Here is a 25,740-nt window from a genome sequence, read left to right as displayed (position 1 = left end):
GTGGACACGCACGCGAAAGCGGCCATGGTCACGGCCACGCCGGAGGCCGAGGCGGAGGCCGAGGAGGCGGCCCGGTTCCACACCCTGCTGGAGGCCTTCGAGGGCCGGCCGGCCGCCACCGGAGGCCGCGGCAAGGATGCGGTCAACGAGCCGATGATCCGCCACTGGTGCGAGGCGATGGGCGATGCCAACCCCGCCTACACCGGGCCCGACGCCATCGCGCCGCCCACCATGCTCCAGGCCTGGACGATGGGCGGCCTCTCCGGACACGCCGACCGCTCCTCCGACTACGACGAACTCCTCACCCTCCTCGACGGCGCCGGCTTCACCTCCGTGGTCGCCACCGACTGCGAGCAGGAGTACCACCGCCCTCTGCGCCCCGGCGCCGCGATCAGCTTCGACGCCGTCATCGAGACCGTGTCGCCCCGCAAGACGACCAAGCTGGGCACCGGCCACTTCGTGACCACCCGTATGGACGTCCGGGCCGACGGGGCGCCGGCCGGCACCCACCGCTTCCGCATCCTCAAATACGCGCCCGCCGCCCGACCGGTGCGACCGCCCGCGGCACGACGCCCGCCCGCACAGCGCCCCCGCCCAGTGATCAACCGCGACAACCAGGGGTTCTGGGACGGGGTGCGCGATCACAAACTGCTGATCCAGCGCTGCACCTCCTGCGCGGCCCTGCGCTTCCCCTGGCTCCCCGGCTGCAACGCCTGCGCGAGCCCCGACTGGGACACGGTCGAGGCCTCCGGCGCCGGCACGGTGTTCAGCTACGTCGTCATGCACCACCCGCCCTTCCCGGCCTTCGACCCGCCCTACGCGGTCGCACTCGTCGAGCTCGCCGAGGGAGTCCGGATGGTCAGCAACATCACGGGCGTGCCCTACGACAAGGTGCGCATCGGCCTCCCCGTCCAGCTGGAGTTCCTGCGCGTCGACGACGGCCTCGAACTCCCCGTCTTCAGAGGGAGCGAGGGCTGATGGACTTCCACCCCACCGAGGAACAGGCCGCCGCGGCCGGTCTCGCCGCCCGGATCTTCGCCGATCTCGCCACCCATGAACGCCTCGCCGAAGCCGGCACCGGCAGCGACGCCGAGCTGTGGAAGGCCCTCACCACCGCCGGACTGACCGCCGCGATCGAGGAGGTCGGCCTGCTCGGCCTGGTCCTGCTGCTGGAGGAACAGGGCCGCACCACCGCGCAGGTTCCGTACGCCGCCACCTGCGTGTACGGGATCCTTCCCGTGTCCGCGCACGGCAGCCCCGAGCAGCGCGCCCGGCTGCTGCCCGCCCTCGGCACGGGCGAGGCGGTGGCCACCGGAGCCTTCCCGGCACACGGCCGGATCACATCCGAAGGCGGCCGGCTCACCGGGACCGCACCCGCCGTGCCGTGGCTGCGCGACGCCACGCACGTACTGGTCCCGGACGCGGACCGAGCATTGTGGCTGCTACGGACCGACGCGCCCGGCGTACGGACCTCACCGGTGGAGACCACCGCCCCCTGGTCGGCGGGCCGGCTGACGCTGACCGGGGCCGAGGGGGAACGCCTCGGCTCCGACGGCGCGTACGAGGACACACTGGCCGCCGCCCGCACCGCCTTCGCCGGACTCCAGGCGGGCGTCTGCGCGGGCTCCCTGGCCCGCGCGGTGGGAGTACACCTCTATCCGGGAGCAGTTCGGCAGGCCGCTCTCCACCAACCAGGGGGTCATGCTGCGCGCCGCCGACGCGTACATGGACACCGAGGCGATCCGGGTCACGACCTACGAGGCGGCGTGGCGGATCGACCAAGGCCTCGCGGCACATGAGCACGCGCTGACGGCCGCCTGGTGGGCCTCGGAGGCGGGCAAGCGGGTCGTGCACGCCGGGCAGCACCTGCACGGCGGCATGGGCGCCGACCTGGACCACCCCGTCCACCGGCACTTCCTGTGGGGACGCCACCTGGACGCCTACCTGGGCTGCGGCAGCGAGCTGCTGGCCGAGCTGGGGGCCTCGATCGCGGCGTCCCCCGCATTCGCTTCGACAGCCGAGGGAGAGCAGGCATGAACGTCGGCGACACGCTGCCGCCGCTGGAGATACCGGTCACCCGCACGTTGATCGTCGCGGGTGCGATCGCCTCCCGCGACTACCAGGACGTGCATCATGACGCGGCGCTCGCGCAGGAGAAGGGCTCCCCGGACATCTTCATGAACATCCTGACCACGAACGGCCTGGTCGGCCGGTACATCACCGACCATCTCGGGCCGCGCGCCGTCCTGCGCACGGTGGCCATCCGCCTCGGTGCCCCCAACTATCCGGGCGACACGATGACCCTCACCGGCACGGTCACCTCCGTCTCGGGGACCGTTGCCGCCGGGACCGTCGTCGAGATCAGGGTCGTCGGCGCCAACGGCATCGGCCACCACGTCACGGGAACGGTCACCGCGGAGGTGCCGGCATGAGCGTCCGCACCCGCGACGAGCTCGGTGGCCGGGCCGCCATCGCCGGCATCGGAGCGACCGAATTCTCCAAGGACTCCGGCCGTAGCGAGCTCAAGCTCGCCGTCGAGGCCGTGCACGCGGCCCTCGACGACGCGGGCCTCACCCCCGCCGACGTCGACGGCATGGTCACCTTCACCATGGACACCAGCCCCGAGATCACCGTCGCCCAGGCGGCGGGCATCGGGGACCTGTCGTTCTTCTCCCGGATCCACTACGGCGGCGGCGCGGCCTGCGCCACCGTCCAGCAGGCCGCCCTGGCCGTCGCCACCGGGGTCGCGGAGGTCGTCGTCTGCTACCGCGCCTTCAACGAGCGCTCCGGGCGCCGCTTCGGGTCCGGGGTCCAGCAGCGGGAGCCCTCGGCGGAGGGGGCGGCGCTCGGCTGGTCGCTGCCCTGGGGCCTGCTGACCCCCGCCTCCTGGGTGGCCATGACCGCCCAGCGCTACCTGCACACCTACAACCTCACCCCCGAAGCCTTCGGGCACGTCGCGGTCACCGACCGCCGGCACGCCGCGAACAACCCCGCCGCGTATTTCCACGGCAAGCCCATCACGCTGGCCGACCACGCCGCCTCACGCTGGATCGTGGAACCCCTGCGGCTCCTGGACTGCTGCCAGGAGACGGACGGCGGTCAGGCCGTCGTCGTCACCACGGCCGAGCGCGCCCGGGACCTGCGGCACGCACCCGCCGTGATCATCGCGGCCGCGCAGGGCGCAGGGCGCCGCCAGGAGGGCATGACGTCCTTCTACCGCGACGACCTCACCGGGTTGCCGGAGATGGACGTGGTCGCCCGACAGCTGTGGCGGACCAGTGGGCTGCGGCCCTCGGACATCGACGTCGGCATCCTCTACGACCACTTCACCCCCTTCGTGCTGATGCAGCTGGAGGAGTTCGGCTTCTGCGCGCCGGGCGAGGCCGCCGACTTCGTGGCCGCGGACGCACTGCCGCTCAACACGCACGGCGGCCAGCTCGGAGAGGCGTACCTGCACGGGATGAACGGCATCGCCGAGGCCGTTCGTCAGCTACGCGGTACCTCCGTCAACCAGGTCGCGGGGGCGGCGCACGCACTCGTCACAGCCGGTACCGGGGTCCCGACCTCGGGTCTGATCCTCGGCGCCGACGGCTGAGAAACCGGGACCCACGGCCCCCGCCCCCTCCACCTTCAGGGGGTGGGGGCGGCCTTGTTCCTACAACCTGAGGTGGATCCACCATCGGCACCTGCGGCCGATCCCACGGCGGGCGGGCGCTCCTAGCGTGGAGACATGACCACGCCTGTGTGCACGCTCGCCTCGAATCCGACGCCGTACCCGTCGTTCTCGGCGTACGTCCGGACCCGCGGCACGGTCCTGATGCGCACCGCGCGCTCCCTCACCGCCAACCCGTGCGATGCGGAGGACCTGCTCCAGACCGCCCTCGCGAAGACGTACGTGGCCTGGGACCGGATCGAGGACCACCGCGCCTTGGACGGCTACGTCCGGCGGACCCTCGTCAACACCCGTACCTCCCAGTGGCGCAAGCGCAAGGTCGACGAGTTCGTATGCGACGAGCTCCCGGAGACCGAGGCGGTTTCGGCCTGCGACCCCGCCGAGGCGCAGGCGCTGCGCGACGCGATGTGGCGCGCGGTGACCCGGCTGCCCGACCGACAGCGGGCCATGGTCGTCCTGCGGTACTACGAGGACCTGAGCGAGGTGCAGACGGCGGAGCTGCTCGGGGTCTCGGTCGGCACCGTCAAGAGCGCGGTCTCCCGCGCGCTGGGCAAGCTCCGCGAGGACCCGGAGCTCATGCCGGTCCGGTGAGGCGAAGGGTGTTTCACGTGAAACCTGAGGACGTCCCGGGATGTTTCACGTGAAACACGCCCTGGTTTCTACTCCCGGGTAGTGACAGACCGACCGGTACGTGCGCAGAATCGGCAGCATCCGTAGCCGCCGCAGCGCCGCAGCGCTCACCGGGAGGACGCTTTGCTCAGCACCATGCAGGACGTACCGCTCCTCGTCACCCGCATACTCCGTCACGGGATGACGATCCACGGGAAGTCCCAGGTCACGACCTGGACCGGGGAGGCTGAGCCGCATCGCCGCAGCTTCGCCGAGATCGGCAACCGCGCCACCCGTCTCGCCGGCGCCCTGCGCGACGAGCTCGGAGTACAGCAGGACGAGCGGGTCGCCACCCTCATGTGGAACAACGCCGAGCATGTCGAGGCGTACTTCGCGATCCCTTCCATGGGCGCGGTCCTGCACACCCTCAACCTGCGGCTTCCTCCTGAGCAGCTGGTCTTCATCGTCAACCACGCCGCCGACCGGGTGGTGCTGGTCAACGGCACGCTGCTGCCCCTGCTCGCACCGCTGCTGCCGCACCTGCCGACCGTCGAGCACGTGGTGGTCAGTGGCATCGGCGACCGGTCCGCGCTCGAAGGCCTGAACGTGCGCGTGCACGAGTACGAGGAGCTCCTCGAGGGCCGCTCCGACAGCTACGACTGGCCGGAACTGGACGAGCGCCAGGCGGCCGCGATGTGCTACACCTCCGGCACCACCGGGGACCCCAAGGGCGTCGTCTACTCCCACCGCTCGCTCTACCTGCACTCGATGCAGGTCAACATGACCGAGTCGATGGGGCTGACCGACCGGGACACCACCCTCGTCGTCGTTCCGCAGTTCCACGTGAACGCGTGGGGGCTGCCGCACGCCACCTTCATGACCGGTATCAACATGCTGATGCCGGACCGGTTCCTGCAGCCCGCCCCGCTCGCCGAGATGATCGAGCGGGAGAAGCCGTCGCACGCCGCCGCCGTCCCCACGATCTGGCAGGGCCTGCTGGCCGAGGTCACCGCCAACCCGCGCGACCTCACGTCGATGAAGCAGGTCACCATCGGCGGCGCGGCCTGTCCGCCCTCCCTGATGGAGGCGTACGACAAGCTCGGCGTCCGCGTCTGCCACGCCTGGGGCATGACCGAGACCTCGCCGCTGGGCACGATGGCGCACCCGCCGGCCGGCCTGAGCGCCGAGGAGGAGTGGCCCTACCGGATCACCCAGGGCCGCTTCCCGGCAGGTGTCGAGGCCCGGCTGATCGGCCCCTCCGGCGACCTCCTGCCCTGGGACGGGGAGTCGGCGGGCGAGCTGGAGGTGCGCGGCAACTGGATCGCGAGCTCCTACTACGGCGGTGCGTCCGGCGAACCCTTCCGGCCCGAGGACAAGTTCAGCGCCGACGGCTGGCTCAAGACCGGCGATGTCGGTGTGATCAGCGCCGACGGCTTCCTCACCCTCACCGACCGCGCCAAGGACGTCATCAAGTCCGGCGGCGAGTGGATCTCCAGCGTGGACCTGGAGAACGCGCTGATGGCGCACCCCGAGGTCGCCGAGGCCGCGGTCGTCGCCGTCCCCGACGAGAAGTGGGGAGAGCGCCCGCTGGCCACGGTCGTCCTCAAGGAGGGCGCGACCGTGAACTACACGGGCCTGCGCGAGTTCCTCGCCCGGACCGTCGCCAAGTGGCAGCTGCCGGAGCGCTGGACGTTCATCGAGGCGGTGCCGAAGACCAGTGTCGGCAAGTTCGACAAGAAGGTGATCCGCAAGCAGTACGCGGACGGCGCCCTGGACGTCACCAAGCTCGACTGACGAGCGCGGACGCCTAACCCCGAGTGAGCCATGGCCGCAGCAGCCTGCTGACCGCGGGCATGGCCACGTAGGTCATCAGCGTGCTGAACACGAGGGCGAAGGCAGCCGTTCGCAGCACGAAGTGCAGATCCACCAGGTACGGCCCGAGCACCGCGTTGCCGATGAGCGAGATCGGGAAGATGGCCAGCCCCGAGCTGATCACCATCTTCCACCGCGGCGGCGCGGGCCGGGTCGTACCCGGCTTGGCGAACCAGGTCTCCATGCCGTGCAGTTCCCGGCGGGCTATCTCCGTGTGGTGGTGGCCGAGGCAGTTGGAGAACCACTCCGCCCGCTCCGGGGAGTCCTGCCAGCGCTCGAAGGCGGCCTGGTTGCGGAAGCGGTGGACCAGGAACCACGGCCCGCCCTCCGTCGCCGGCCGGAAAAGCCCGTAACCCAGGTGGTCCGGGAAACCCGCGGCCGTCTCCAGGATGCCGTGGGCCCAGGCCTCGAAGGTCTCCTCGTGGCCGGGCTCCACCTGCCGTGCGATGAGCAGATTCACCTCCCCGTTGTCGGCGGGGACGGTGTGCTCGCTCGTGTTGATGATGGCCATCGGCCCAGGATTACTAGTTGGTGCCGATCTTGGCGAGCAGGTCCACGATGCGGCCCTGGACGTCCGCCGTGGTGGACCGCTCGGCGAGGAAGAGGACACTCTCGCCGGACGCGAGCCGCGGCAGTTCGGCCGGGTCGATGCCGGTCGCTGTGTAGACGACCAGAGGAGTGCGGTTCAGCTGCCCGTTCGCGCGCAGCCAGTCCACGATCCCGGCCCGCCGACGGCGCACCTGCATCAGGTCCATGACCACCAGGTTGGGCCGCATGCGCGTCGCCAGTTCCACGGCGTCGGTGTCGGCACCCGCCCGCGCGACCTGCATGCCGCGCCGTTCCAGGGCGGCGGTCAGGGCGGTCGCGATCTCGTCGTGCTCCTCGATCAGCAGCACCCGGGAAGGGTGCTGTTCGCTGTCCCGCGGGGCCAGCGCCTTCAACAGCACGGCCGGATCGGCGCCGTACGCCGCCTCGCGCGTGGCGTGCCCCAGCCCGGCCGTGACCAGTACGGGGACCTCCGCGGCCACCGCGGCCTGACGCAGGGACTGCAGAGCCGTCCGGGTGATCGGCCCGGTCAGCGGATCGACGAACAGCGCGGCGGGGAACGCGGCGATCTGCGCGTCCACCTCCTCGCGGGAGTGCACGATCACCGGCCGGTAGCCGCGGTCGCTCAGCGCCTGCTGCGTCTGCACATCGGGCGCGGGCCACACCAGGAGCCGGCGCGGGTTGTCCAGGGGCTCCGGCGGCAGCTCGTCGTCCACGGGCCGCGGCACGGGCCGGTTGACCACCTCGACGGCGCCGCCCGGGCCGTCCAGCGGCTCGGGGCCCTCGTCGGAGCCGGCCTCGGGCGCCCCTATCGCGAAGGCGCGGCCCTGGGGGGCGGGCTCGGCGAGCCGGCGCCGGCGGCCGGACCCGGAAGCGGCACCGGCCGCGGCGGGGTTGGCGCCGCCCGGATCGAGCGAGATGCCCTGGCCGAGGGTGCCGAGGGCGCGCACGCTGATCGGCTGCGCGGCCTGGCCCTCCGCCGGGGCGTCCTGCGGCCGACGCGCACCGGGAACGGCGACCTGGCCGGAGGCCTCGTCGCCCGCGGCAGCCGTACGGGCGGCCGGAACCGGCCACGCCGGGGCGCCGGCCAGCGCGCGGCGCCGCCCGGTCGGATTCTCGGCGGAGTCCTCGGGCTGCGCGGCGGCAGCGGTGGTGGTGGCAGCGCCGGCGGCCTCGGGCTCGGGTTCGGCGGCGGGGGCGCCCAGCACCCGGCGGCCACGCCGCCCGGCCGCAGAGTCCGCGTCGGAGCCCGCGGGGGGAGCCGGTGTCGGGCCGGGGGGCAGCGCGAAGCCGCCCTCGGGGGCGATGGGTCGCGCGGGAGCGGGCGTCGGCCCGAGCCCGGTCGCGGGGACGGGGCCACCGGGCTGCGCCGCACCGGCCGGGCCCAGCGCCCGGCGCCGTCCGGCGGGATGCTCGGTCACCGGAACCGGCGGCACCGTGGGTACGGGCGGGAGCGCGGGCATGGCGGTTCCCTGCGGGGGCACGGGCCGGCCGGGGCCGTCCTGCCCGCCGGGGCCTTCGGCCTCGCCGCTGCCGTCACCGGCCCGGCCGCGCCTGCGTCCGGTGCCGAGCCCTGCCGGGTTCACCGGGGACTGCGCGAGTTCGGGGCCCGTCTCGGGAGCGTCCGCGGCCTCGCCCGCGCGCCGCCGCCCGGAAGGCAGCGCCAGCGCGCCACCACCCTGGCCGGCCTGTGCCGCCTGTGCCGCCTGTGCCGCCGCGGGGCCGTTGGGCTCGTCGTCCAGGAAGGCGTCCACCCCGCGCCGGGCACGCCGCCCGCCGGAGACCTTGCCGGGAGCCGCGCCCCCGGCCGTCCCCGCGCCGTCCGTGGTCGGACCGGCCGGGGGTTCCTCCGCCGGCTCCGGCAGGACCACCGTTCCGGCGCCCGAGCCGAGCGGGAGTTCCAGCACGTACGCCCCACCGGGCGCGCCCGGGACCTCCACCGTCTGCAGGACGCCGCCGTGCGCGGCCACGATCCCCCGCACGATCGGCTCGTGGACCGGGTTCCCGCCCTCGTACGGCCCGCGCACCTCGATCCGTACGACATCGCCGCGCTGAGCGGCGGCCACCACGATCGTCGAGTCGCTGTAGCCGCTGCCCTGGCGGGTCTTGCCGGTGGCGTCCACCCCGGCCACGTCCGCGACCAGGTGGGCCAGCGCGGTCGCGATCCGGTCCGCGTCCACCTCGGCCTCGATGGTCGGCGCATGGACGGCGAACTGCGCACGGCCCGGACCGATCAGCTCGACGGCCCCGTCGACGCCCGCCGCGACAACGGTGTTGATCAGGACGTTCTTCTTCGTGAGCCGGTCCCTGCCGGTGTCCAGGCGCTGGTAGCCGAGGACGTTGTCCACCAGCGTGGTCATCCGCGAGTACCCGGCTGCCAGGTGGTGCAGCAGCTGGTTGGCCTCGGGCCACAGCTGTCCGGCGTCGTCGGCGGCGAGTGTCGCCAGCTCACCGCGCAGCTCGTCCAGCGGCCCCCGCAGCGATTCGCCGAGGACGGCCATCAGCTGGGCGTGCCGTGCGGCGAGGGCGTCGTAGGGCCGACGGTCGGTGAAGGTCATGACGGCGCCGACGAGCTGCTCCCCGTCCCGCACGGGCGAGGTGGTCAGGTCGACGGCGACCGGCTGTCCGGCCTTGTTCCACAGCACCTGCCCGCGGACGCGGTGCTTGCGGCCGCTGCGCAGGGTGTCGGCGAGCGGGGACTCCTCGAAGGGGAAGGGGGAGCCGTCGGCGCGGGAGTGCTGGACGAGGCCGTGCAGTTCGCGGTTGCCGAGGTCGGTGGCCCGGTAGCCGAGGATCTGGGCGGCGGCCGGGTTGACCAGCACCACCCGTCCGTCGGTGTCGGTGCCGACGACGCCCTCGGCGGCGGCACGCAGGATCATCTCGGTCTGCCGCTGCGAGCGGGCCAGCTCGGCCTCGGTGTCCACGGTCTGCGAGAGGTCGCGGACCACGAGCATCAGCAGCTCGTCACCGGTGTAGGCCGGTTGCGGCTCGCGGTAGGCATCGCGTCCGTCGAGATGCGCGCTGGTGACCTCGACGGGGAACTCGGAGCCGTCGGTACGGCGCGCGGTCATCCGTTTGGGTTTGGCGCGGCCGCCCTCGTCCTCGCCGGGCCGGCGCATCGAGCCGGGGATCAGCTTGGAGTCGAACTCGGGCAGGAGGTCGAGCACGCCCCGGCCGACGAGCCCGGTGCCGGGGCTCTCCATGACCTCGAGCGCGATCGAATTGGCGTTGACGACCGTGCCGTTGGCGTTGACGAGCAACAGCGCGTCCGGAAGAGCGTCGAGTATTGCTGCGAGGCGAGCAGCGCCTCGGGATGGCCTGCTGCTCACGACGAGCTTCCTCCCTGACCACAACTACCGGCAAGTCACGGGAGGAGTCTAAGGCCACAGGCCCGCGATGGGGTGGCCGATGTGTGGTGGATACCGCCCATCCCGTGCATCCTCCCAGGTCAGGAACGCCCACTCGGAAGCAGAGGTTCCAACTCGTCCCAGCGGCGGATCTCGCATCCGTCGGTCCGCCGGAACGTGGCGTCCACCTTGTGGCCGTTCCACGTTCCGGTGATCCGGGCGGTGGCGGGGCCCCCGTGCTGCATGGTGCAGATCTGCCGCTTGGAGACGGGGGCGAAGGGGTCCTTCCCCTCCCTGGCGAACTGGTCCAGCCGGGCGCAGGCCCCTTCCGCCTCCGGGTGGTCGCCGCCGACGGGGCCGCATTCGAGCCGGTACTCCCGGTCCAACTGGCGGTTTCCGGTGTCGGCCATGGCGATGGTGAGGCGGTCGGGCGTCGCCAGCAGCCCGCCCAGCGGGAGCGGCGGCAGTGGCCCGGCCACCGCGGTGGCCAGGGCGGAGGTGACGGCGAAGGCGGCGAGACGCAGCATGGGGCACTCCAGGTCGTCCGTACGTCGTACGCCTGCCCAACGACCGGAGCGCGCCGACGTTGCGTGTCGCGGCCGCTTTAAGGCTTTGCCCTCCGCCCGTCCCGCCTAGTACCGTGGGAGCGGATTGGTGAGGGGCCCTGCGCCTGTGTCATCATCTGCACGCACCTTCGTACGCGAGGGTGTGCTGGAGGCGTCGCCTAGTCCGGTCTATGGCGCCGCACTGCTAATGCGGTTTGGGGCTTACACCCCATCGAGGGTTCAAATCCCTCCGCCTCCGCACCTCATCGAAGCCCCGGTCCTGACGGACCGGGGCTTCGATGCGTTCCGGGGCGATCCGGCCGGCTCCGGCCTTTGCGCGAAGCCATCCGGATGATCTCCATCCGGGCTGTTTCCGCAGGTCAGTAGCGGTTTGGCTAATGGATTTCGCGTCCCGGCGAGGTCCATGTATTGTTGTTCTCGCAAGGCCAACGGGGCGCAAAACCCCGAGAAGCCCAAGCACTCGTAGCTTAACGGATAGAGCATCTGACTACGGATCAGAAGGTTGCAGGTTCGAATCCTGCCGAGTGCACAGCAGGACAGAGGCCCCCAGGAGAAATCCTGGGGGCCTCTGTCGTATGTCCATGTGGTTGTCGTCAAGGCCCGGCGTCTCCTCCTTGATGGGGACGGGGTCCCCTTGAGGTTGTCGGGGGTCGGATGGCTCCTGCGGGGGACGCGGACGAGGGACCGGCGTCGGTACGGTTTTTGGAGATCGTCCGAGGCCGGACGTCGAAAGTCGGAAAACGGGGGCACTCATGGGACTGTTCGGGAACGCTCACACCGTCGACCCCGAGTCGGCGCAGCGGGACTACGCGCGGCTGCTGGGGCAGGGGGAGCGGGTGCATGCCGCGTACCTGCTGATCCGGGACACGATCCTGTTCACCGATCGGCGGCTGGTGCTCGTCGACAAGCAGGGGCTCACGGGGAAGAAGGTGGAGTACCACTCCGTCCCGTACCGGAGCATCACGCACTTCTCCGTCGAGACCGCCGGGCACTTCGATCTCGACGCCGAGCTCAAGATATGGATATCCGGCAGCTCGACGCCGATCGAGAAGACCTTCACCAAGGGTGTCGACATCTACGAGGTGCAGGCGATCTTGACCCAGTTCGTCGCCCGGTAGGCGGCCCGGCCCTCAGAGGACACGGGGCAGGCCGGTCACCGACATCACCAGGGAGTAGAGCGAGGTGGTGGCGGTGATGAAGAGGCGGTTGTTCTTGGCGCCGCCGAAGGCGATGTTGGAGACCGGTTCGGGGACGCGCAGGCGGCCGATCAAGGTGCCGTCCGCGGCGTAGCACCGCACACCGTTCTCCATGGCGGCCGCCCACAGTCGGCCCTCGTCGTCGAAGCGGATGTTGTCGACGCCGGGGCAGGTGGTGAAGACGCGGTCGTCGGTGAGGGTGCCGTCGTCGGTGACCTTGAAGGCGCGGATGTGGCCGGCCCGGGTGTCCGCGGCGTACAGCTCGCTCTCGTCGGAGGAGAAGACCAGCCCGTTGGGGCCGAGGAAGCCGTCGGCGACCAGCCGGACCTGTCCGGTCGAGGGGTCGGCCCGGTAGAGGTTGCAGGCTCCGATCTCGCTGGGCGCGCGGTGGCCCTCGTAGTCGCTGGTGATGCCGAAGTCCGGGTCGGAGAACCAGACGGAGCCGTCCGAGCGGACGACCGCGTCGTTCGGGCTGTTGAGTCGCTTGCCGTCGAAGCGGTCGGCGATGACGGTGAGGCTGCCGTCCGGTTCGGTGCGGGTGACGCGCCGGTTGCCCTGCTCACAGGTGATCAGGCGGCCTTCGCGGTCCAGGGTGTTGCCGTTGGAGTGGCCGGCCGGGGAGCGGAAGACGGAGACCGCGCCGGTTGCCTCGTCCCAGCGCAGCATCCGGTCGTTGGGGATGTCGCTCCACACCAGTTGCCGCCAGGCGGGCAGGTAGAGCGGGCCCTCCGCCCAGCGGCAGTCGTCGTGGAGCCGGTCCAGCCGGGCGTCGCCGTTGGCACAGCGGCCGGTCCGGAAGCGTTCATCCAGAATCTCGTACAAGGCGAGGTCGGCTATGGCAGACATGATTCCCCCCGGAAGAGCTTTGCCGAATTCTGTTCGGTCTGATGGTGAGATTGCAGGATCAGGTACCGTCTTCGCAAGGGTCGACAGGCCCATGAGAGGAAGATTGCGTGGACGACATCGACCGTGCGCTCGTCCTGCGCCTGCAGCAGGACGCCGGCCAGTCGTACGCCGCTCTCGGCACGGCCGTCGGGCTCTCGGCGGGGGCCACCCACGAGCGGGTACGGAAACTGCGCGAGCGCGGGGTGATCCGGCGGACCACCGTCGACGTCGATCCGGCGGCCGTCGGCAGCGGCGTCCTGGCCTACGTGATGGTCGACTCCAACGCCTGGATGGGCGAGTCAGGCGCCGACTTCGCCGCGATCCCCGAGATCCAGGAGGCGCACATCATCGCCGGTAGCGCGTCGGTACTGGTCAAGGTGCGGACGGCCTCGACCGAGCAGCTGCAGGACGTCCTACGCCGCCTCTATGCCATCGACGGCGTCAGCGGTACGCACGCCACCGTCGTCCTGGACACCTTCTTCGAGCGGCCGCTCCCGCTGTGACCTGGTGGTGCACCGGGATCCGGTGGAAGGACGGACGCCCCGCCATCGGGTGGTACGGGGAGGGGCGCGGCGAGCGGGTGAGCGAGCTCGCGTACGGGCGGCAGATCGCCTTCGCCGCCTGCGGGGAGCGGCACTGCCTCGGTGTGCGGCGGGCCGGGAAGCGCACCCCATGCCCCACCGCGGAGACCGTGTCGGGCCGCGCCGGGAACGCGCAGTGCCCCGAGTGCGCCCGCCTCGACCGGTCGTTCTCCGTGGCGGCCGACACCAACGCCGCCGATCCGCGCACCTACCGGGTCTACCTGGCCTGGTTCGGGCCCGGCATGGTCAAGGTCGGGATCACCGCAGAGGAACGCGGTTCGGCCCGGCTGCTGGAGCAGGGGGCGGTGGCGTGGGCCTGGCTCGGGCGCGGTCCGCTGATGGCCACCCGGCGCACCGAGGAGCTGTTGCGGGCGGCGCTCGGGGTGCCCGACCGGATCGCGTACGCCCGTAAGCGCGGCGTACGGGCCCACCTGCCGGCGGCGTCCGAGCGGGCCCGGGAGGTCGCCGAACTGCACGCACGGGCGGCGGCCCTGACCGGGTGGCCGGAGTCGCTGGAGCGGGTGGGGTGCGAAGTGGTCGACCACGCCGAGGCGTTCGGGCTGGACGCCCTGCCGGGCCTGCCGGGGCCGGGACGGGTGCTCACCGAGATGGTGTCCGGCGGGTTCGTCGTGGGCCGGCCGGCGGGCGCGGCCGGTCCCGATCTGCACTTCGCCGACGGACTCGTGGTGGACACCCGGCTGCTGGCGGGCTGGGAGCTCGTCGCCGTGGGGGACGAGGCGGTGACCTCGGTCCCGACGGCGCAGATCCCGGCCGTGCCCGGGGCTCCCACCGAGCAGGACGGGCTGTTCTGACAGGGGTGGACCGAGGCCCGGACCATGGCGCGGAACACGGGGTGGAGCACGGCCCCGATCGTGGCGGCCATGGTCAAAACTTGGATCCCTTTGGCCTTCCAGGGCCGATTCCGGTGGACATGCCGGGGCGGCTCGGCCGAGGGTGTTCGACATGACCACTCAGCCGGTACCGGCCTTCGAACCGCCTTATGTCATGGCCGTTTTCAGCAACATCCGCACCGACGACGACAGCGGATATCCCGAGGTCCTCGCGCGGATGAAGGAGATCGTCCGGACGAACCCGGGCTACCTCGGCTACGAGTCCGCCCGCACCCCCGGGGGCCTGGGCATCACCGTCGCCTACTTCCGCGACCACGAGTCCCTCACCGCCTGGCGTGAGGACCTCGAACACCAGGCGGCCATGAAGCAGGGCCGCTCCGACTGGTACGAGAGCTACACCCTGCACGTCGGCACGGTCGAGCGGAGCCACGGCTTTGTCCGCAACGGCTGAGACGGTCCGCGCCTTCCGCGAGCGGCTCGGGCTGCCCGGACTGGTCGACGTCCACACCCACTTCATGCCCGAACGGGTCCTGGACAAGGTGTGGGACTACTTCGACGCGGTCGGCCCGCTGACCGGCGTCGAGTGGCCCATCACCTACCGGCACGAGGAGGAGCAGCGCGTCGCGCTCCTACGGGAGTTCGGGGTCCGCGCCTTCACGGCCATGCTCTACCCGCACAAACCGGCGATGGCCGCCTGGCTCAACTCCTGGTCCGCCGATTTCGCCGCCCGCACCCCCGACTGCCTGCACACCGCGACGTTCTTCCCGGAGGAGGGCGTGGGCGGGTACGTCCGCCAGGCCGTCGAGTCCGGGGCCCGGATCTTCAAGTCGCATCTCCAGGTCGGTGGCTACGACCCGAACGACGACCGGCTCGACCCCGTCTGGGGGCTGCTCGCCGAGGCCGGCCTGCCGATCGTGATCCACTGCGCCTCCGGCCCCGTCCCGGGCAAGCACACCGGACCCGAGCCGATCGCCCGGCTGCTGGCCCGGCACCCGAGGCTGCCGCTGGTCATCGCGCACATGGGCATGCCCGAGTACACCGATTTCCTCGACCTCGCCGACCGGTACGCCGAGGTACGCCTGGACACCACCATGGCCTTCACCGACTTCTCCGAGCAGATGTGCGGCTTCCCGCCCGGGGACCTCGGACGCCTCGCGGACCTCGGCGACCGGATCCTCCTCGGCACCGACTTCCCGAACATCCCCTACCCCTACGAGCACCAGCTCGCCGCGCTCGAACGGCTCGGCCTCGGCGACGACTGGCTGCGGGCGGTCTGCCACGACAACGGAGCCCGGCTGTTCCGCCTCGACGGCTGACGCCCCGGCCCGGATCGGGCCCGGCCCCCGGCGTCCGGCCCCGATGTCCGGACCCTCGGTCCTGCCTCTTCCCCGGAATGCCTTTCTCAGGAAATTCACAGGAAGGCACAAGATCGCTCTCAGAGGCACGGGACAGCGTGATCGGTATGACTGCGACGACCACCTCCCATGCGTCCACGTCCACCAACCACCCCGCGGCCCTGGTGCGGCCCGACGGCGGGCCCTGCCGGGTACTCGTCGTCGACGACGAGGCCTCGCTCTCCGAGCTGCTGTCCATGGCCCTGCGCTACGAGGGCTGCGAGGTCCGCAGCGCGGGCGACGGCGCGGGCGCGGTGCGGGCGGCCCGGGAGTTCCGGCCCGACGTGGTCGTCCTCGACATCATGCTTCCCGACATGGACGGCCTGGCCGTCCTCGGCCGGCTGCGCCGGGAGATCCCGCAGGTCCCCGTGCTGTTCCTGACGGCCAAGGACTCGCTGGAGGACCGGATCGCGGGCCTCACGGCCGGCGGCGACGACTACGTCACCAAGCCCTTCAGCCTGGAGGAGGTCGTGGCCCGGCTGCGCGGCCTCGTCCGGCGCTCCGGGGCGGCGCAGGCCGCGCGCGGCGGTTCGGTGCTGGCCGTCGGCGATCTGCGGCTGGACGAGGACAGCCACGAGGTGGTGCGGGGCACCCGGGAGATCCACCTGACCGCCACCGAGTTCGAGCTGCTGCGCTACCTGATGCGCAACCCCCGGCGCGTGCTGAGCAAGGCGCAGATCCTGGACCGGGTGTGGTCCTACGACTTCGGCGGTCAGGCCAATGTGGTCGAGCTCTACATCTCCTACCTGCGCAGGAAGCTGGAGAGCGGCCTCGGTATGCCGCCGATGATCCACACCCGACGCGGCGCCGGATACCTGATCAAGCCGGCCGAGCCGGCCGAGTCGGCCACGACGGCCCAGTAGTGGCCTTGCGCACGAAACGGCGGCCACGTGGCCGCCGGCCCTGGTCGCTGCGCACCCGGCTCGTCGTCTCGGCGGTGGCACTGATCGCCGTGGTGGGTGCGGCCATCGGGACCGTCACCACCTTCGCCCTGCGCTCGTACCTGGTCACCGAGCTCGACGACCAGCTGAAGGCCTCCGTGAGGATGGCCGTCCGGGCGCCCGGCGCGAAGCCGGCCCGGGAGAACAGCGCCGGCTTCGTCATGGCTCCCGGCAGCCCGCTCGACGCCGCCGGGATCCGGCTCGATCCCGCCGGGACCGTCCTCGCGACGGCTCGCAACGTCCGCGCCGAGGGATGGTCGGTCGACCAGCCGCCGCCGCTGACCGAGGCCCAGGGCAATGCCCTCGCCGAGGCCGCGCGGAAGTCCGCGAAGGGTACGCCCGGGCCGGTGGACGCGGAGCTCCCCGGTCTCGGCAGCTACCGGGTGCTGATCTCCCACGAGGGAAGCCTCGCGCTCGCCTTCCCGCTGGGCGACGTCGACTCCACCGTGCGCACCCTGGTCGGGGTGGAGCTGTGCGTCACCCTGGCCGGGCTGATCGCGGCCTCCCTCGCCGGGCAGGCCCTGGTCGGGGTCGCCCTGCGCCCGCTGCGTCGGGTGGCCGCCACCGCCACCCGGGTCTCCGAACTCCCGCTGCACAAGGGCGAGCCCGCCCTCCACGAGCGGGTCCCGGACGCCGAGGCCGACCCCCGCACCGAAGTGGGCCAGGTCGGCGCGGCCCTCAACCGGATGCTGGGCCATGTCTCCTCCGCCCTGACCGCCCGCCAGCAGAGCGAGATGCGGGTCCGGCAGTTCGTCGCCGACGCCAGCCACGAGCTACGCACCCCGCTGGCCTCCATCCGCGGTTACGCCGAACTGACCCGACGGGGTCGTGAGGAGCCCGGCCCCGACACCCGGCACGCCCTCGGCCGGATCGAGTCCGAGGCCACCCGGATGACCGGCCTGGTCGAGGACCTCCTGCTGCTGGCCCGGCTCGACGCGGGCCGCCCGCTGTCCACCGGCGACACCGAGACCGACCTGGCCCCGCTCGTCGTCGACGCGGTCAGCGACGCCCGGGCCGCGGGCCCCGAGCACCACTGGCGCCTGAGCCTGCCCGAGGAGCCGGCCCCTGTCCGGGTCGATCCTGCGCGGATTCAGCAGGTGCTCGTGAACCTGCTCGCCAACGCCCGTACGCACACCCCTCCCGGCACCACCGTCACCGCGCGTGTTTCACGTGAAACATCCGCCGTCCGGCTGCGGATCGAGGACGACGGGCCCGGGATCGCTCCCGACCTGCTCCCCCGTGTCTTCGAGCGCTTCGCCCGGGGTGACGCCTCCCGCTCCCGTGTGGCCGGCTCCACCGGTCTCGGGCTGGCCATCGTCCAGGCCGTGGTCACGGCGCACGGCGGGCGGGTCGACGTACGGAGCGAGCCCGGACGGACCTGCTTCGAGGTCCTGCTGCCGCACGCGCGGCCGGACCGGCCGGACTCACAGGCAGGGCACAGGCTCAGCACACAGCGGTGACAGGGCGCCCCGGGAATGTCGGACCATGCGAACCGACACCTCTCCCGGGGCCCTTCCGGCAAGGGCGCCCCTCGCGCTCGTGCCCGGCGAGCCCGTCCTCGACGTGGTGATCCCCGTCTTCAACGAGGAGAAGGACCTCGGCCCGTGCGTCCGCAGACTGCACGAGCACCTCACCCGGACCTTCCCCTACCCCTTCCGGATCACGGTCGCCGACAACGCGAGCACCGACCGCACTCCTGAGGTCGCGCACGGGCTCGCCTCCGTACTGGACGGCGTACGCAGCACCCGGCTGGAGGAGAAGGGCCGGGGCCGGGCCCTGCGTCAGGTGTGGTCCGCTTCCGACGCCCCCGTCCTCGCCTACATGGACGTGGACCTCTCCACCGACCTCAACGCCCTGCTGCCGCTGGTCGCACCGCTGATCTCCGGCCACTCCGACCTCGCCATCGGCACCCGCCTGGCCCGGTCCTCACGGGTGGTACGGGGCGCGAAGCGGGAGTTCATCTCGCGCGCCTACAACCTCCTGCTGCGGTCCTCCCTCGCCGCCCGGTTCAGCGACGCCCAGTGCGGCTTCAAGGCGATCCGGCACGAGGTCGCCGAGCGGCTGCTGCCCCTGGTGGAGGACACGGGCTGGTTCTTCGACACCGAACTGCTCGTGCTCGCCGAACGCGCCGGGTTGCGGATCCACGAGGTGCCGGTGGACTGGGTCGACGACCCCGACTCCACCGTCCACATCGTCCGCACCGCCACCGAAGACCTCAAGGGCGTGTGGCGCGTGGGCCGGGCACTGGCGGTCGGCGCGCTCCCACTGGACCGGCTCGCCCGCCCCTTCGGTGACGATCCGCGCGACCGCTCCGCATTGCCCGAAGTGGAATGCGGACTCGCCCGCCAGCTGCTCGGCTTCTGCGCCGTCGGAGCGCTGTCCACCGTGCTCTACCTGCTCCTGTACTCCGCCTTCCGCGCCGGGACCGGTCCGCAGTTCGCCAACGGCGCCGCGCTGCTGCTCTCCGCGATCGCCAACACCGCCGCCAACCGCCGGCTCACCTTCGGGGTCCGCGGCCGGGACCGGGCCCTGCGCCACCAGGCCCAGGGCCTCGTGGTGTTCGGCATCGGGCTGGCCCTCACCAGCGGCTCCCTCGCCGCGCTCGGGGCGGCCACCGCCGCTCCCGCGCACAGCACCGAACTGGCCGTGCTGATCACCGCCAACCTCGCCGCCACCGTGCTGCGCTTCCTGCTCTTCCGCGCCTGGGTCTTCCCCGAGCGGCGCGACACTCCCGTGAACGTGAAGGACGACATCCGATGACCACGGCAGCACCCTCGCTCTTCCCGGTCCCCGAGGCCCGCGCCCGTACCGGCCACCACGCGGTCGACCGCCCCCGCTGGGAACTCCCCTCCCTGGCCGGGCTGCTGATCGCCACCGCCGCCCTGCTCCTGTGGGACCTCGGCTCCTCCGGCTACGCCAACTCCTTCTACTCCGCCGCCGTACAGGCGGGCAGCGAGAGTTGGAAGGCCTTCTTCTTCGGCTCCTCCGACGCCGGGAACTCCATCACCGTCGACAAGCCCCCGGCGTCGCTGTGGCCCATGATGCTGTCCGTCCGGCTCTTCGGGCTCGGCGCCTGGCAGATCCTCGTACCGCAGGCCCTGATGGGCGTCGCGACCACCGGTGTCCTGTACGCGGCCGTGCGCCGCCAGTTCGGTCCCGGGGCCGGCCTGCTGAGCGGCGCCGCCTTCGCGCTGACGCCCGTGGCCGCGCTGATGTTCCGCTTCAACAACCCCGACGCGCTGCTGACCCTGCTGCTGACCGTCACCGTGTACTGCGTGCTGCGCGCCCTCGACGGCGCCCGCACCCGGTGGTTGGTCTGGGCCGGGGTGGCGGTCGGCTTCGCCTTCCTCACCAAGACGCTGCAGGCCTTCGTCATCCTGCCGCCGCTGGCCCTGCTGTACGCCGTCTGCGCGCCCACCCGGCTGCGCAAGCGGCTGGGCCAGCTGCTGCTGGCGGGGCTCGCGATGGTGGTGGCCGGCGGCTGGTGGGTCGCGATCGTCGAACTGTGGCCCGCGTCGTCCCGCCCGTACATCGGCGGCTCGCAGAACAACTCCTTCCTGGAACTGACCCTCGGTTACAACGGCCTGGGCCGGATCAACGGCGACGAGACCGGCAGCGTGGGCGGTGGCGGCCGGGGCGGCGCCGGCGGGGCCGGTGGCGGAGGCTGGGGAGAGACCGGCATCGACCGGCTCTTCTCGGGCAACATCGGCGGGCAGATCTCCTGGCTGATGCCGGCGGCCCTGGTGCTGCTGGTGGCCGGCCTGGTGATCACCTGGCGGGCCCGCCGGGCCACCGACTCGCTGGAGGGCATGGCCCGGGCGGCCTTCCTGGCCTGGGGCGGCTCGCTGCTGATCACCGCGGTCGTCTTCAGCTACATGCAGGGCATCTTCCACGAGTACTACACCGTGGCGCTGGCGCCGTTCGTGGCCGCGCTGATCGGCATGGGCGCCGCCCTGCTGTGGGAGGAGCGGGGCGGCAAGGCCGCCGCGATCACCCTGTCCGGCACGCTCGCCCTGACGGCGGTCTGGTCGTTCGTGCTGCTCGGCCGCGCCACCGGCTATCTGCCGTGGCTGCGCTGGGCCGTGCTGGTGGGTGGGCTGCTCGCCGCGGCCGCGCTGCCGTTCGCGGCGCGGGCCGGGCGCCGCGCGCTGCAGGCCACGGCGGCGCTGGGCGTGGCGGCGGCGCTGGCCGGGCCGTTCGCGTACTGCCTGACCACCGTGAGCACCGCGCACACCGGCTCCATCGTGACCGCCGGACCGGCGGTGGCGGGAAGCCGGGGCGGCCCCGGCGGCATGATGGGCGGCCCCGGCGGACCCGGCGGCGCGGGCGGACCCGGGGAAATGCCCCAGGGTGGCCCCGGCGGGCAGCAGAACGGTGGCCGGCCGGGCGCCGGTCAGCAGGGCGGCTTCCCGCAGCAGGGCGCGGCGACGCAGGGCCAGGGTGGCCGAGGTGCGCAGGGCGGTCAGGGCGGTCAGGGCGGGATGCCGCAGGGCATGGGCGCAACGCCGCAGGGCTTCGGCGGTCAGGGTGGACGCGGTGGCGAGCGGTTCGGCGGTGGCCAGGGCGGTCCGGGGGGCCTGCTGAACGGCGCCCGGGTGAGCGCCGAGGCCAAGGCGGCCCTCACCACCGACGCCGACACGTACACGTGGGCGGCGGCCGCCATCGGCTCCCAGAACGCGGCGAGCTACCAACTGGCCTCCGGTGCGCCCGTCATGCCGATCGGCGGTTTCAACGGAAGCGACCCCTCGCCGACCCTGGAGCAGTTCCAGCAGTACGTGCGGGACGGGAAGATCCACTGGTTCATCGGCCAGGGCACGAGCACCGACGCCGCCGGCGCCGGCGCCGCCGAGGGCGGCATGGGTGGCATGGGCGGCGGGCGTGGCGGCCCGGGCGGGGGAACGAGCTCGGCCATCGAGACCTGGATCAAGGCCACCTTCAAGGCGTCCACGATCGGCGGAGCCACCTTCTACGACCTGACGGCTCCGACGAGCTGACCAGGTCTCACGGCACCGGGCAGCGCTGCCCGATCGAGCCGGATCGGTGGTGCTGGTGCCCCACCGATCCGGCCGACCACCGCTCCCTGATCCACCCTGATCGACACGACACCCCCTAGCATCAAGAGGGCGGAACAGGCATTCCGGGCTGATCCACCTGTCGTGAGGAGGGTGCCTGCATGGTGACCGCGGCCGATCCCGGTGAGACCCGCACCAGTGTGTGGCTGGCCGCGAGGCCCGCCGCACCCGCCGGACGCCGCAGCGAGGCACCCTCAGGGTTGGACCGGGAGCGGATCACCGCCGCCACCGTGCGGTTGCTCGACGCCGACGGACTGGCCCGGTTCTCGATGCGGCGGCTCGCCGCCGGGCTCGGGGTGACCGCGATGTCCCTGTACTGGTACGTGGACACCAAGCAGGATCTGCTCGAACTCGCCCTCGACAGCGCCCTGGGCGAACTGGAACTGCCACCCGAGACGGCGGAGGGCACGGCGCGGAGCGGCGACGCGGGTTGGCCGGGGCGGCTGACGGCGCTGGCCCGCGGCTACCGGCGAGTGCTGGCGGACCACCCGTGGCTGGCTCCGCTCACCGCCGCCTACCCGAACATCGGCCCGCACGCGCGGGCCTTCGACGCCGCCCTCCAGCGGCTGCTGGACGCCACCGGCCTGGTGGACGCCGCACGCACCGGCGCCCACCTGGCCGTCTCGCAGTTCCTGCACGGCTGCGGGGGGACGGCTCGGCGGGCGCCGGAGGACGACTTCTGTCTCGCGCTCGACATCCTGATCGCGGGTATCGAGGCCAAGGCTCCGGCCGACCGGCCGGACGCGGCCCGGGCTCAGGCCCAGGCCCAAGCCCGGGCCCAGGCCCAGGCCCAAGCCCGGGCCCAGGCCCCGACCTAGGCCTTGACGGCCGTCTCGGCGGGGGCCGGCTCGTTCGACGCCGCCGGGGCGTGGGCCGCCGGCTTCGACTTCAGGGCGACCTCCTTGATGAACACCACCAGGACCAGTCCGAGCAGCGCGAACGGGGCGGCGTAGAGGAAGACGTCGCCGACGCCGTGCCCGTACGCGGACTCGATGACCTCGCGGAACGGCGCGGGCAGCTTGTCGAGGTCGGGGATCCCGCCCCCGGCGGTGCCGCCGTGGCCGAGGGCCGCGGCCTTCGGGCCGAGGGCCGCGAGGCCGTCCTGGACGTAGTGCGTGACCCGGTGGGCCATGACCGCGCCCAGCGCGGAGACGCCCATGGCGCCACCGAGGGAGCGGAAGAAGGTGACGACCGAGCTGGCCGCGCCCAGGTCCTCCGGGGCCACCTGGTTCTGGGTGGCGAGGACCAGGTTCTGCATCATCATGCCGAGACCGAGGCCGGTCAGCGCCATGTAGATCGCGATGTGCCAGTACGGGGTGTCGTGACGCAGGGTGCCGAGCAGGCCCAGGCCGACCGTCAGCAGGACGCCGCCGGAGACGAGCCAAGCCTTCCACCGACCGGTCTTCGTGATCACCTGACCGGAAACCGTGGAGGAGACGAAGAGGCCGGCGATCATCGGAATCGTGAGGATTCCGGACATCGTCGGGGACTCACCGCGGGCCAACTGGAAGAACTGGCTGAAAAACACGGTCCCCGAGAACATCGCGATGCCGACGAACAGGGAGGCCGCCGAGGCCAGGGTGATGGTCTTGTTGCGGAACAGCCGCAGCGGGATGATCGGGTCGCTCGCGCGGGACTCGACGAGGACGAACAGCAGGCCGAGCAGCACCGCGCCGCCCGTCATCGCCCAGGTCTGCCAGGAGATCCATTCGTAGGAGTCGCCGGCCTGCGTGACCCAGATCAGCAGCAGCGAGACGGCACCGCTGATCAGGAAGGCGCCCAGCCAGTCGACCTTGACGTCGCGGCGCACGACCGGGAGGTGCAGGGTGCGCTGGAGCACGATCAGCGCGATGATCGCGAACGGCACGCCGACGTAGAAGCACCAGCGCCAGCCCAGCCACTCGGTGTCGGTGATGACACCGCCCAGCAGCGGGCCGCCGACGGTGGCGACGGCGAAGACCGCGCCCAGGTAGCCGCTGTACCGGCCGCGCTCGCGCGGGGAGATCATCGCGGCCATCACGATCTGCGCCAGGGCGGAGAGGCCGCCGACGCCGATGCCCTGGACCACGCGGCAGGCGATCAGCGTGCCGGTGTTCTGGGACAGGCCCGCGACCACGGAGCCGAGGACGTAGATCACGAGGGATATCTGGACGAGCAGCTTCTTGCTGAAGAGGTCGGACAGCTTGCCCCACAGCGGGGTGGCGGCCGTCATCGACAGCAGGGCGGCGGTGACCACCCAGGTGTACGAGGACTGGGTGCCGCCGAGGTCGCTGATGATCTGGGGGAGGGCGTTGGAGACGATCGTGGACGACAGGATCGCCACGAACATGCCGAGCATCAGCCCGGACAGCGCCTTCATGATCTGCGGGTGGGTCATGGTCACGGATGTGGCCGCGGACGTGGGCGGGTGGTCGGTCGTCGTCTCCGACTGGGCCATGTCTGTCCTTTGTCTAGAAGCTCGATCGGAGTCGGGCCAGCAGGGTGTTCAGTACGTCGATGTCCTGGGGGGACCAGTCGCGGAGGGATCTCTCCAGCGAGGCCGTGTAACGGGCGCCGAGCTCGGCGAGGAGTGCCCGCCCGGCCGGGGTGAGCCGCAGGATCCGGCAGCGTCCGTCGCCCGGGTCGGTCTCGCGCTCGATCCAGCCGCGGTCGGCGATGTGCGTGACGTGCCGGCTGGTCACGGAGATGTCGACCCCCATGAACTCGGTCAGTCGGCTCAGTCGCATCTCCCCGTGCCGGTCGAGCAGGGTCAGGACGGCGGCGGCGCCGGGCGGGCAGTCCGGGGGCAGGCTGCGGGCGAGCTCGCGCTTGACCGCGCCGATCCCGGTGAGCTGGCGGGCCAGCTCCGCGTACGGAGCGGTGGGCGCCGGCTGGGCGGGCGCTGCGGGCGGCGCGGGCGGTGTGCTCTGCGGGGTCGGAGCTGTCTGCGTGGTCGTCACCGGGTTCCCCCATCTTGTTGCTTGAGGCAACCATAGAAGCGCATGGTTGCTACAGGCAAATGAATCCGGGGGGTGGGGCGGTAAAGGAATCGGAAAACCGGCTAGGGTCCTGCTCCATGGCTGACAACCGCAACTCACAGGTCCCCGAGGGCAACTACGACCCCGCGGGCAGCACGCAGATGTTCAAGGCCTTCGTCGAGGAGGCCGCACCGGCCCGCCAGGCGGGTCCCGGGTCCCGTCAGCAGCGCCGCGCCGAGCAGCAGCGGTCGGGATCCTCGAACTCGACCGCGAAGATCGGGCTGATCATCGCCCTCGTGCTCGTCCTGGGCGCGGCCGCCTGGGTAGTCCTGTCCTGACGCGACCGACGCGACCGACGCGACCGACGACACCGACGACACGGACGCCATCGCCCCCTCCGGGGCCGGCGCCCGCGGAGGTCCCGCCCCGGCTCAGCTCCAGGTCGCGGTGACCGTCCGGGTGTCCACGTGCATGCCCAGCGGCACCCGCCAGGACTCCACGCACACCGTGTAGGTCCGCGTCGTCGAAGCCCCGCCCGCCAGCGGCGCCGGCAGGGGCTGGTTCGTGGTGATCGTGGCCCAGTCGATGCCGAGGGCTCCGATGATGTGCGTCGCGAAGCTGACCGTGCCCGCACGGGCCGGGGTGGTTCCGGTGTTGGTGAAGGTCACGGTGACCCGCTCGCACCAGCGGTCGGCCGCGGCCGACCGGACCGGCGTGGACAGTGTCAGCCGGGCCGGTGTGGACGGCGGGGGCGGGGGCTGCGGTGTCGTGCCGGGTGTGCCGGGTGGCCTCGTCGGCGTGCCCGGGCCGCCCGGCGAGGTCGGCGTGGTGGGCGCCGACGGCGTTCCGGGAGTGCCGGGGGACGGTGGGGTGCGGCCCGGCCCCGGCGAGGTGCCGGGGGTGCCCGCGGAGCCGCCGGGGTCGGTGGTCGTGGCTCCGCCCGGGGCGGAGCCACCAGGGGTCGCCGATCCCGCCGGACCGGTCGACGTAGCGGAGCTCGTGTCGGACGGGGCGGATCCGCCCGCCGCGTCCTGGCCGCCGAGCTGTTGGAACTCCACCTGACCCCGCGGTGCCACGTTCTCCCCCGCACCCCGTTCGGGGCCCGGGGCCGCGGCGCCCACGGCGACATAGCCGTCCCGCGCCGGGCCGCCGCAGCCGGTGAGGCCCGCGGCGGCCGTGCAGCACAGGGCGAGCAGGGTGGTGGCGGCGGCCCCTCGCGATCCCGTTCGCATCGCGCCAGTTTTCCTGAC

General features: G+C 72.3%; 23 protein-coding genes, 2 tRNA genes and 1 pseudogene. 19 read left to right on the top strand and 7 right to left on the bottom strand.

Annotated features, from left to right (window positions below; genetic code table 11):
* Window positions 1–24 precede the first annotated feature (24 nt).
* The 6 genes and pseudogenes from OG624_RS20170 to OG624_RS20145 all read left to right on the top strand — a co-directional run bounded on the left by OG624_RS20170 (window position 25) and on the right by OG624_RS20145 (window position 6,076).
* Window positions 25–978 carry a bifunctional MaoC family dehydratase N-terminal/OB-fold nucleic acid binding domain-containing protein gene (locus OG624_RS20170; RefSeq protein WP_051763504.1) on the top strand — a complete coding sequence of 318 codons (954 nt, stop codon included), beginning with the start codon at window positions 25–27 and terminating at the stop codon, window positions 976–978.
* Window positions 978–2,037 (top strand): annotated as a pseudogene (locus tag OG624_RS20165) (acyl-CoA dehydrogenase family protein). Before OG624_RS20170 ends, OG624_RS20165 begins: the two are co-directional and overlap by 1 nt.
* Window positions 2,034–2,432, top strand: coding sequence for a MaoC family dehydratase (locus tag OG624_RS20160; RefSeq protein ID WP_033223346.1), 399 nt, complete (start codon window positions 2,034–2,036; stop codon window positions 2,430–2,432). The pseudogene OG624_RS20165 and the gene OG624_RS20160 overlap by 4 nt, the downstream one beginning before the upstream one ends.
* The gene (locus tag OG624_RS20155; protein ID WP_033223347.1) at window positions 2,429–3,595 is read left to right on the top strand and encodes a lipid-transfer protein; all 1,167 of its coding nucleotides are present in this window, start codon (window positions 2,429–2,431) and stop codon (window positions 3,593–3,595) included. Before OG624_RS20160 ends, OG624_RS20155 begins: the two co-directional genes overlap by 4 nt.
* 135 nt (window positions 3,596–3,730) lie before the next feature.
* A complete protein-coding gene (locus OG624_RS20150; RefSeq protein WP_033223349.1) occupies window positions 3,731–4,264 on the top strand; it encodes a SigE family RNA polymerase sigma factor in 534 nt (177 codons plus the stop codon).
* A gap of 162 nt (window positions 4,265–4,426) precedes the next feature.
* On the top strand, window positions 4,427–6,076 hold the full coding sequence (locus tag OG624_RS20145) for a long-chain fatty acid--CoA ligase (RefSeq protein ID WP_033223351.1): 1,650 nt from the start codon (window positions 4,427–4,429) through the stop codon (window positions 6,074–6,076).
* A gap of 13 nt (window positions 6,077–6,089) precedes the next feature.
* Here OG624_RS20145 and OG624_RS20140 read toward each other — a convergent pair whose 3' ends face one another.
* From OG624_RS20140 to OG624_RS20130, 3 genes are all read right to left on the bottom strand, one after another.
* Window positions 6,090–6,665: an antibiotic biosynthesis monooxygenase gene (locus tag OG624_RS20140; protein WP_051763499.1), complete on the bottom strand. Its 576-nt coding sequence runs from the start codon at window positions 6,663–6,665 to the stop codon at window positions 6,090–6,092.
* A 13-nt stretch (window positions 6,666–6,678) separates the two neighbouring features.
* Window positions 6,679–10,029, bottom strand: a complete 3,351-nt coding sequence (locus OG624_RS20135; RefSeq protein WP_033223352.1) for a response regulator — start codon at window positions 10,027–10,029, stop codon at window positions 6,679–6,681.
* A 119-nt stretch (window positions 10,030–10,148) separates the two neighbouring features.
* Window positions 10,149–10,574, bottom strand: coding sequence for an SSI family serine proteinase inhibitor (locus OG624_RS20130; protein ID WP_033223354.1), 426 nt, complete (start codon window positions 10,572–10,574; stop codon window positions 10,149–10,151).
* A gap of 186 nt (window positions 10,575–10,760) precedes the next feature.
* Between OG624_RS20130 and OG624_RS20125 the strand changes: the two genes are divergently transcribed.
* The 3 genes from OG624_RS20125 (at window position 10,761) to OG624_RS20115 (ending at window position 11,731) form a co-directional block, all read left to right on the top strand.
* Window positions 10,761–10,851: transfer RNA gene (locus OG624_RS20125), tRNA-Ser, on the top strand.
* A 218-nt stretch (window positions 10,852–11,069) separates the two neighbouring features.
* A tRNA-Arg gene (locus OG624_RS20120) sits at window positions 11,070–11,142 on the top strand.
* A gap of 223 nt (window positions 11,143–11,365) precedes the next feature.
* Window positions 11,366–11,731 carry a PH domain-containing protein gene (locus OG624_RS20115; protein ID WP_033223355.1) on the top strand — a complete coding sequence of 122 codons (366 nt, stop codon included), beginning with the start codon at window positions 11,366–11,368 and terminating at the stop codon, window positions 11,729–11,731.
* A 12-nt stretch (window positions 11,732–11,743) separates the two neighbouring features.
* Here the strand turns inward: OG624_RS20115 and OG624_RS20110 are convergent, their stop codons facing one another.
* Window positions 11,744–12,655, bottom strand: coding sequence for an SMP-30/gluconolactonase/LRE family protein (locus tag OG624_RS20110; protein WP_033223356.1), 912 nt, complete (start codon window positions 12,653–12,655; stop codon window positions 11,744–11,746).
* A 107-nt stretch (window positions 12,656–12,762) separates the two neighbouring features.
* Between OG624_RS20110 and OG624_RS20105 the strand changes: the two genes are divergently transcribed.
* The 9 genes from OG624_RS20105 (at window position 12,763) to OG624_RS20065 (ending at window position 22,351) form a co-directional block, all read left to right on the top strand.
* A complete protein-coding gene (locus OG624_RS20105) occupies window positions 12,763–13,197 on the top strand; it encodes an Lrp/AsnC family transcriptional regulator (RefSeq protein ID WP_033223357.1) in 435 nt (144 codons plus the stop codon).
* Window positions 13,194–14,087 (top strand): DUF2797 domain-containing protein, encoded by an 894-nt coding sequence (locus tag OG624_RS20100; RefSeq protein WP_033223359.1) that lies wholly within the window; start codon window positions 13,194–13,196, stop codon window positions 14,085–14,087. Before OG624_RS20105 ends, OG624_RS20100 begins: the two co-directional genes overlap by 4 nt.
* A 151-nt stretch (window positions 14,088–14,238) precedes the next feature.
* Complete coding sequence (locus OG624_RS20095; protein WP_033223445.1) at window positions 14,239–14,577, top strand: antibiotic biosynthesis monooxygenase family protein; 339 nt, start codon at window positions 14,239–14,241, stop codon at window positions 14,575–14,577.
* Window positions 14,561–15,442, top strand: coding sequence for an amidohydrolase family protein (locus tag OG624_RS20090; protein WP_033223361.1), 882 nt, complete (start codon window positions 14,561–14,563; stop codon window positions 15,440–15,442). The genes OG624_RS20095 and OG624_RS20090 overlap by 17 nt, the downstream gene beginning before the upstream one ends.
* 146 nt (window positions 15,443–15,588) lie before the next feature.
* Window positions 15,589–16,383: a response regulator transcription factor gene (locus OG624_RS20085; protein WP_033223447.1), complete on the top strand. Its 795-nt coding sequence runs from the start codon at window positions 15,589–15,591 to the stop codon at window positions 16,381–16,383.
* Between the two features lie 5 nt (window positions 16,384–16,388).
* Window positions 16,389–17,921, top strand: a complete 1,533-nt coding sequence (locus OG624_RS20080; protein WP_051763505.1) for a sensor histidine kinase — start codon at window positions 16,389–16,391, stop codon at window positions 17,919–17,921.
* 25 nt (window positions 17,922–17,946) lie between these two features.
* Entirely contained in the window at window positions 17,947–19,221 is a 1,275-nt protein-coding gene (locus OG624_RS20075; protein ID WP_371639676.1) for a glycosyltransferase, read from the top strand.
* Window positions 19,218–21,455: an ArnT family glycosyltransferase gene (locus OG624_RS20070; RefSeq protein WP_371639675.1), complete on the top strand. Its 2,238-nt coding sequence runs from the start codon at window positions 19,218–19,220 to the stop codon at window positions 21,453–21,455. Before OG624_RS20075 ends, OG624_RS20070 begins: the two co-directional genes overlap by 4 nt.
* Before the next feature lie 179 nt (window positions 21,456–21,634).
* Window positions 21,635–22,351 (top strand): TetR/AcrR family transcriptional regulator, encoded by a 717-nt coding sequence (locus tag OG624_RS20065; protein ID WP_371639674.1) that lies wholly within the window; start codon window positions 21,635–21,637, stop codon window positions 22,349–22,351.
* On the opposite strand, the gene OG624_RS20060 is transcribed toward OG624_RS20065, so the two are convergent.
* Window positions 22,348–23,970, bottom strand: a complete 1,623-nt coding sequence (locus tag OG624_RS20060) for an MDR family MFS transporter (RefSeq protein WP_161296695.1) — start codon at window positions 23,968–23,970, stop codon at window positions 22,348–22,350. The genes OG624_RS20065 and OG624_RS20060 overlap by 4 nt on opposite strands.
* A gap of 13 nt (window positions 23,971–23,983) precedes the next feature.
* The gene (locus tag OG624_RS20055; RefSeq protein WP_051763506.1) at window positions 23,984–24,376 is read right to left on the bottom strand and encodes a MarR family winged helix-turn-helix transcriptional regulator; all 393 of its coding nucleotides are present in this window, start codon (window positions 24,374–24,376) and stop codon (window positions 23,984–23,986) included.
* Between the two features lie 212 nt (window positions 24,377–24,588).
* Between OG624_RS20055 and OG624_RS20050 the strand changes: the two genes are divergently transcribed.
* The gene (locus OG624_RS20050; RefSeq protein WP_371639673.1) at window positions 24,589–24,828 is read left to right on the top strand and encodes a hypothetical protein; all 240 of its coding nucleotides are present in this window, start codon (window positions 24,589–24,591) and stop codon (window positions 24,826–24,828) included.
* A 93-nt stretch (window positions 24,829–24,921) separates the two neighbouring features.
* Here OG624_RS20050 and OG624_RS20045 read toward each other — a convergent pair whose 3' ends face one another.
* Window positions 24,922–25,722 carry a hypothetical protein gene (locus OG624_RS20045; RefSeq protein ID WP_371639672.1) on the bottom strand — a complete coding sequence of 267 codons (801 nt, stop codon included), beginning with the start codon at window positions 25,720–25,722 and terminating at the stop codon, window positions 24,922–24,924.
* Between the last annotated feature and the right edge of the window lie 18 nt (window positions 25,723–25,740).

Source organism: Streptomyces virginiae, from assembly GCF_041432505.1.
In the GTDB taxonomy this organism is placed as follows: Bacteria; Actinomycetota; Actinomycetes; order Streptomycetales; family Streptomycetaceae; genus Streptomyces; species Streptomyces virginiae_A.
The sequence above is the reverse complement of the archived record's forward strand: the minus strand, read 5'-3'. Positions and strand labels throughout refer to the sequence as shown.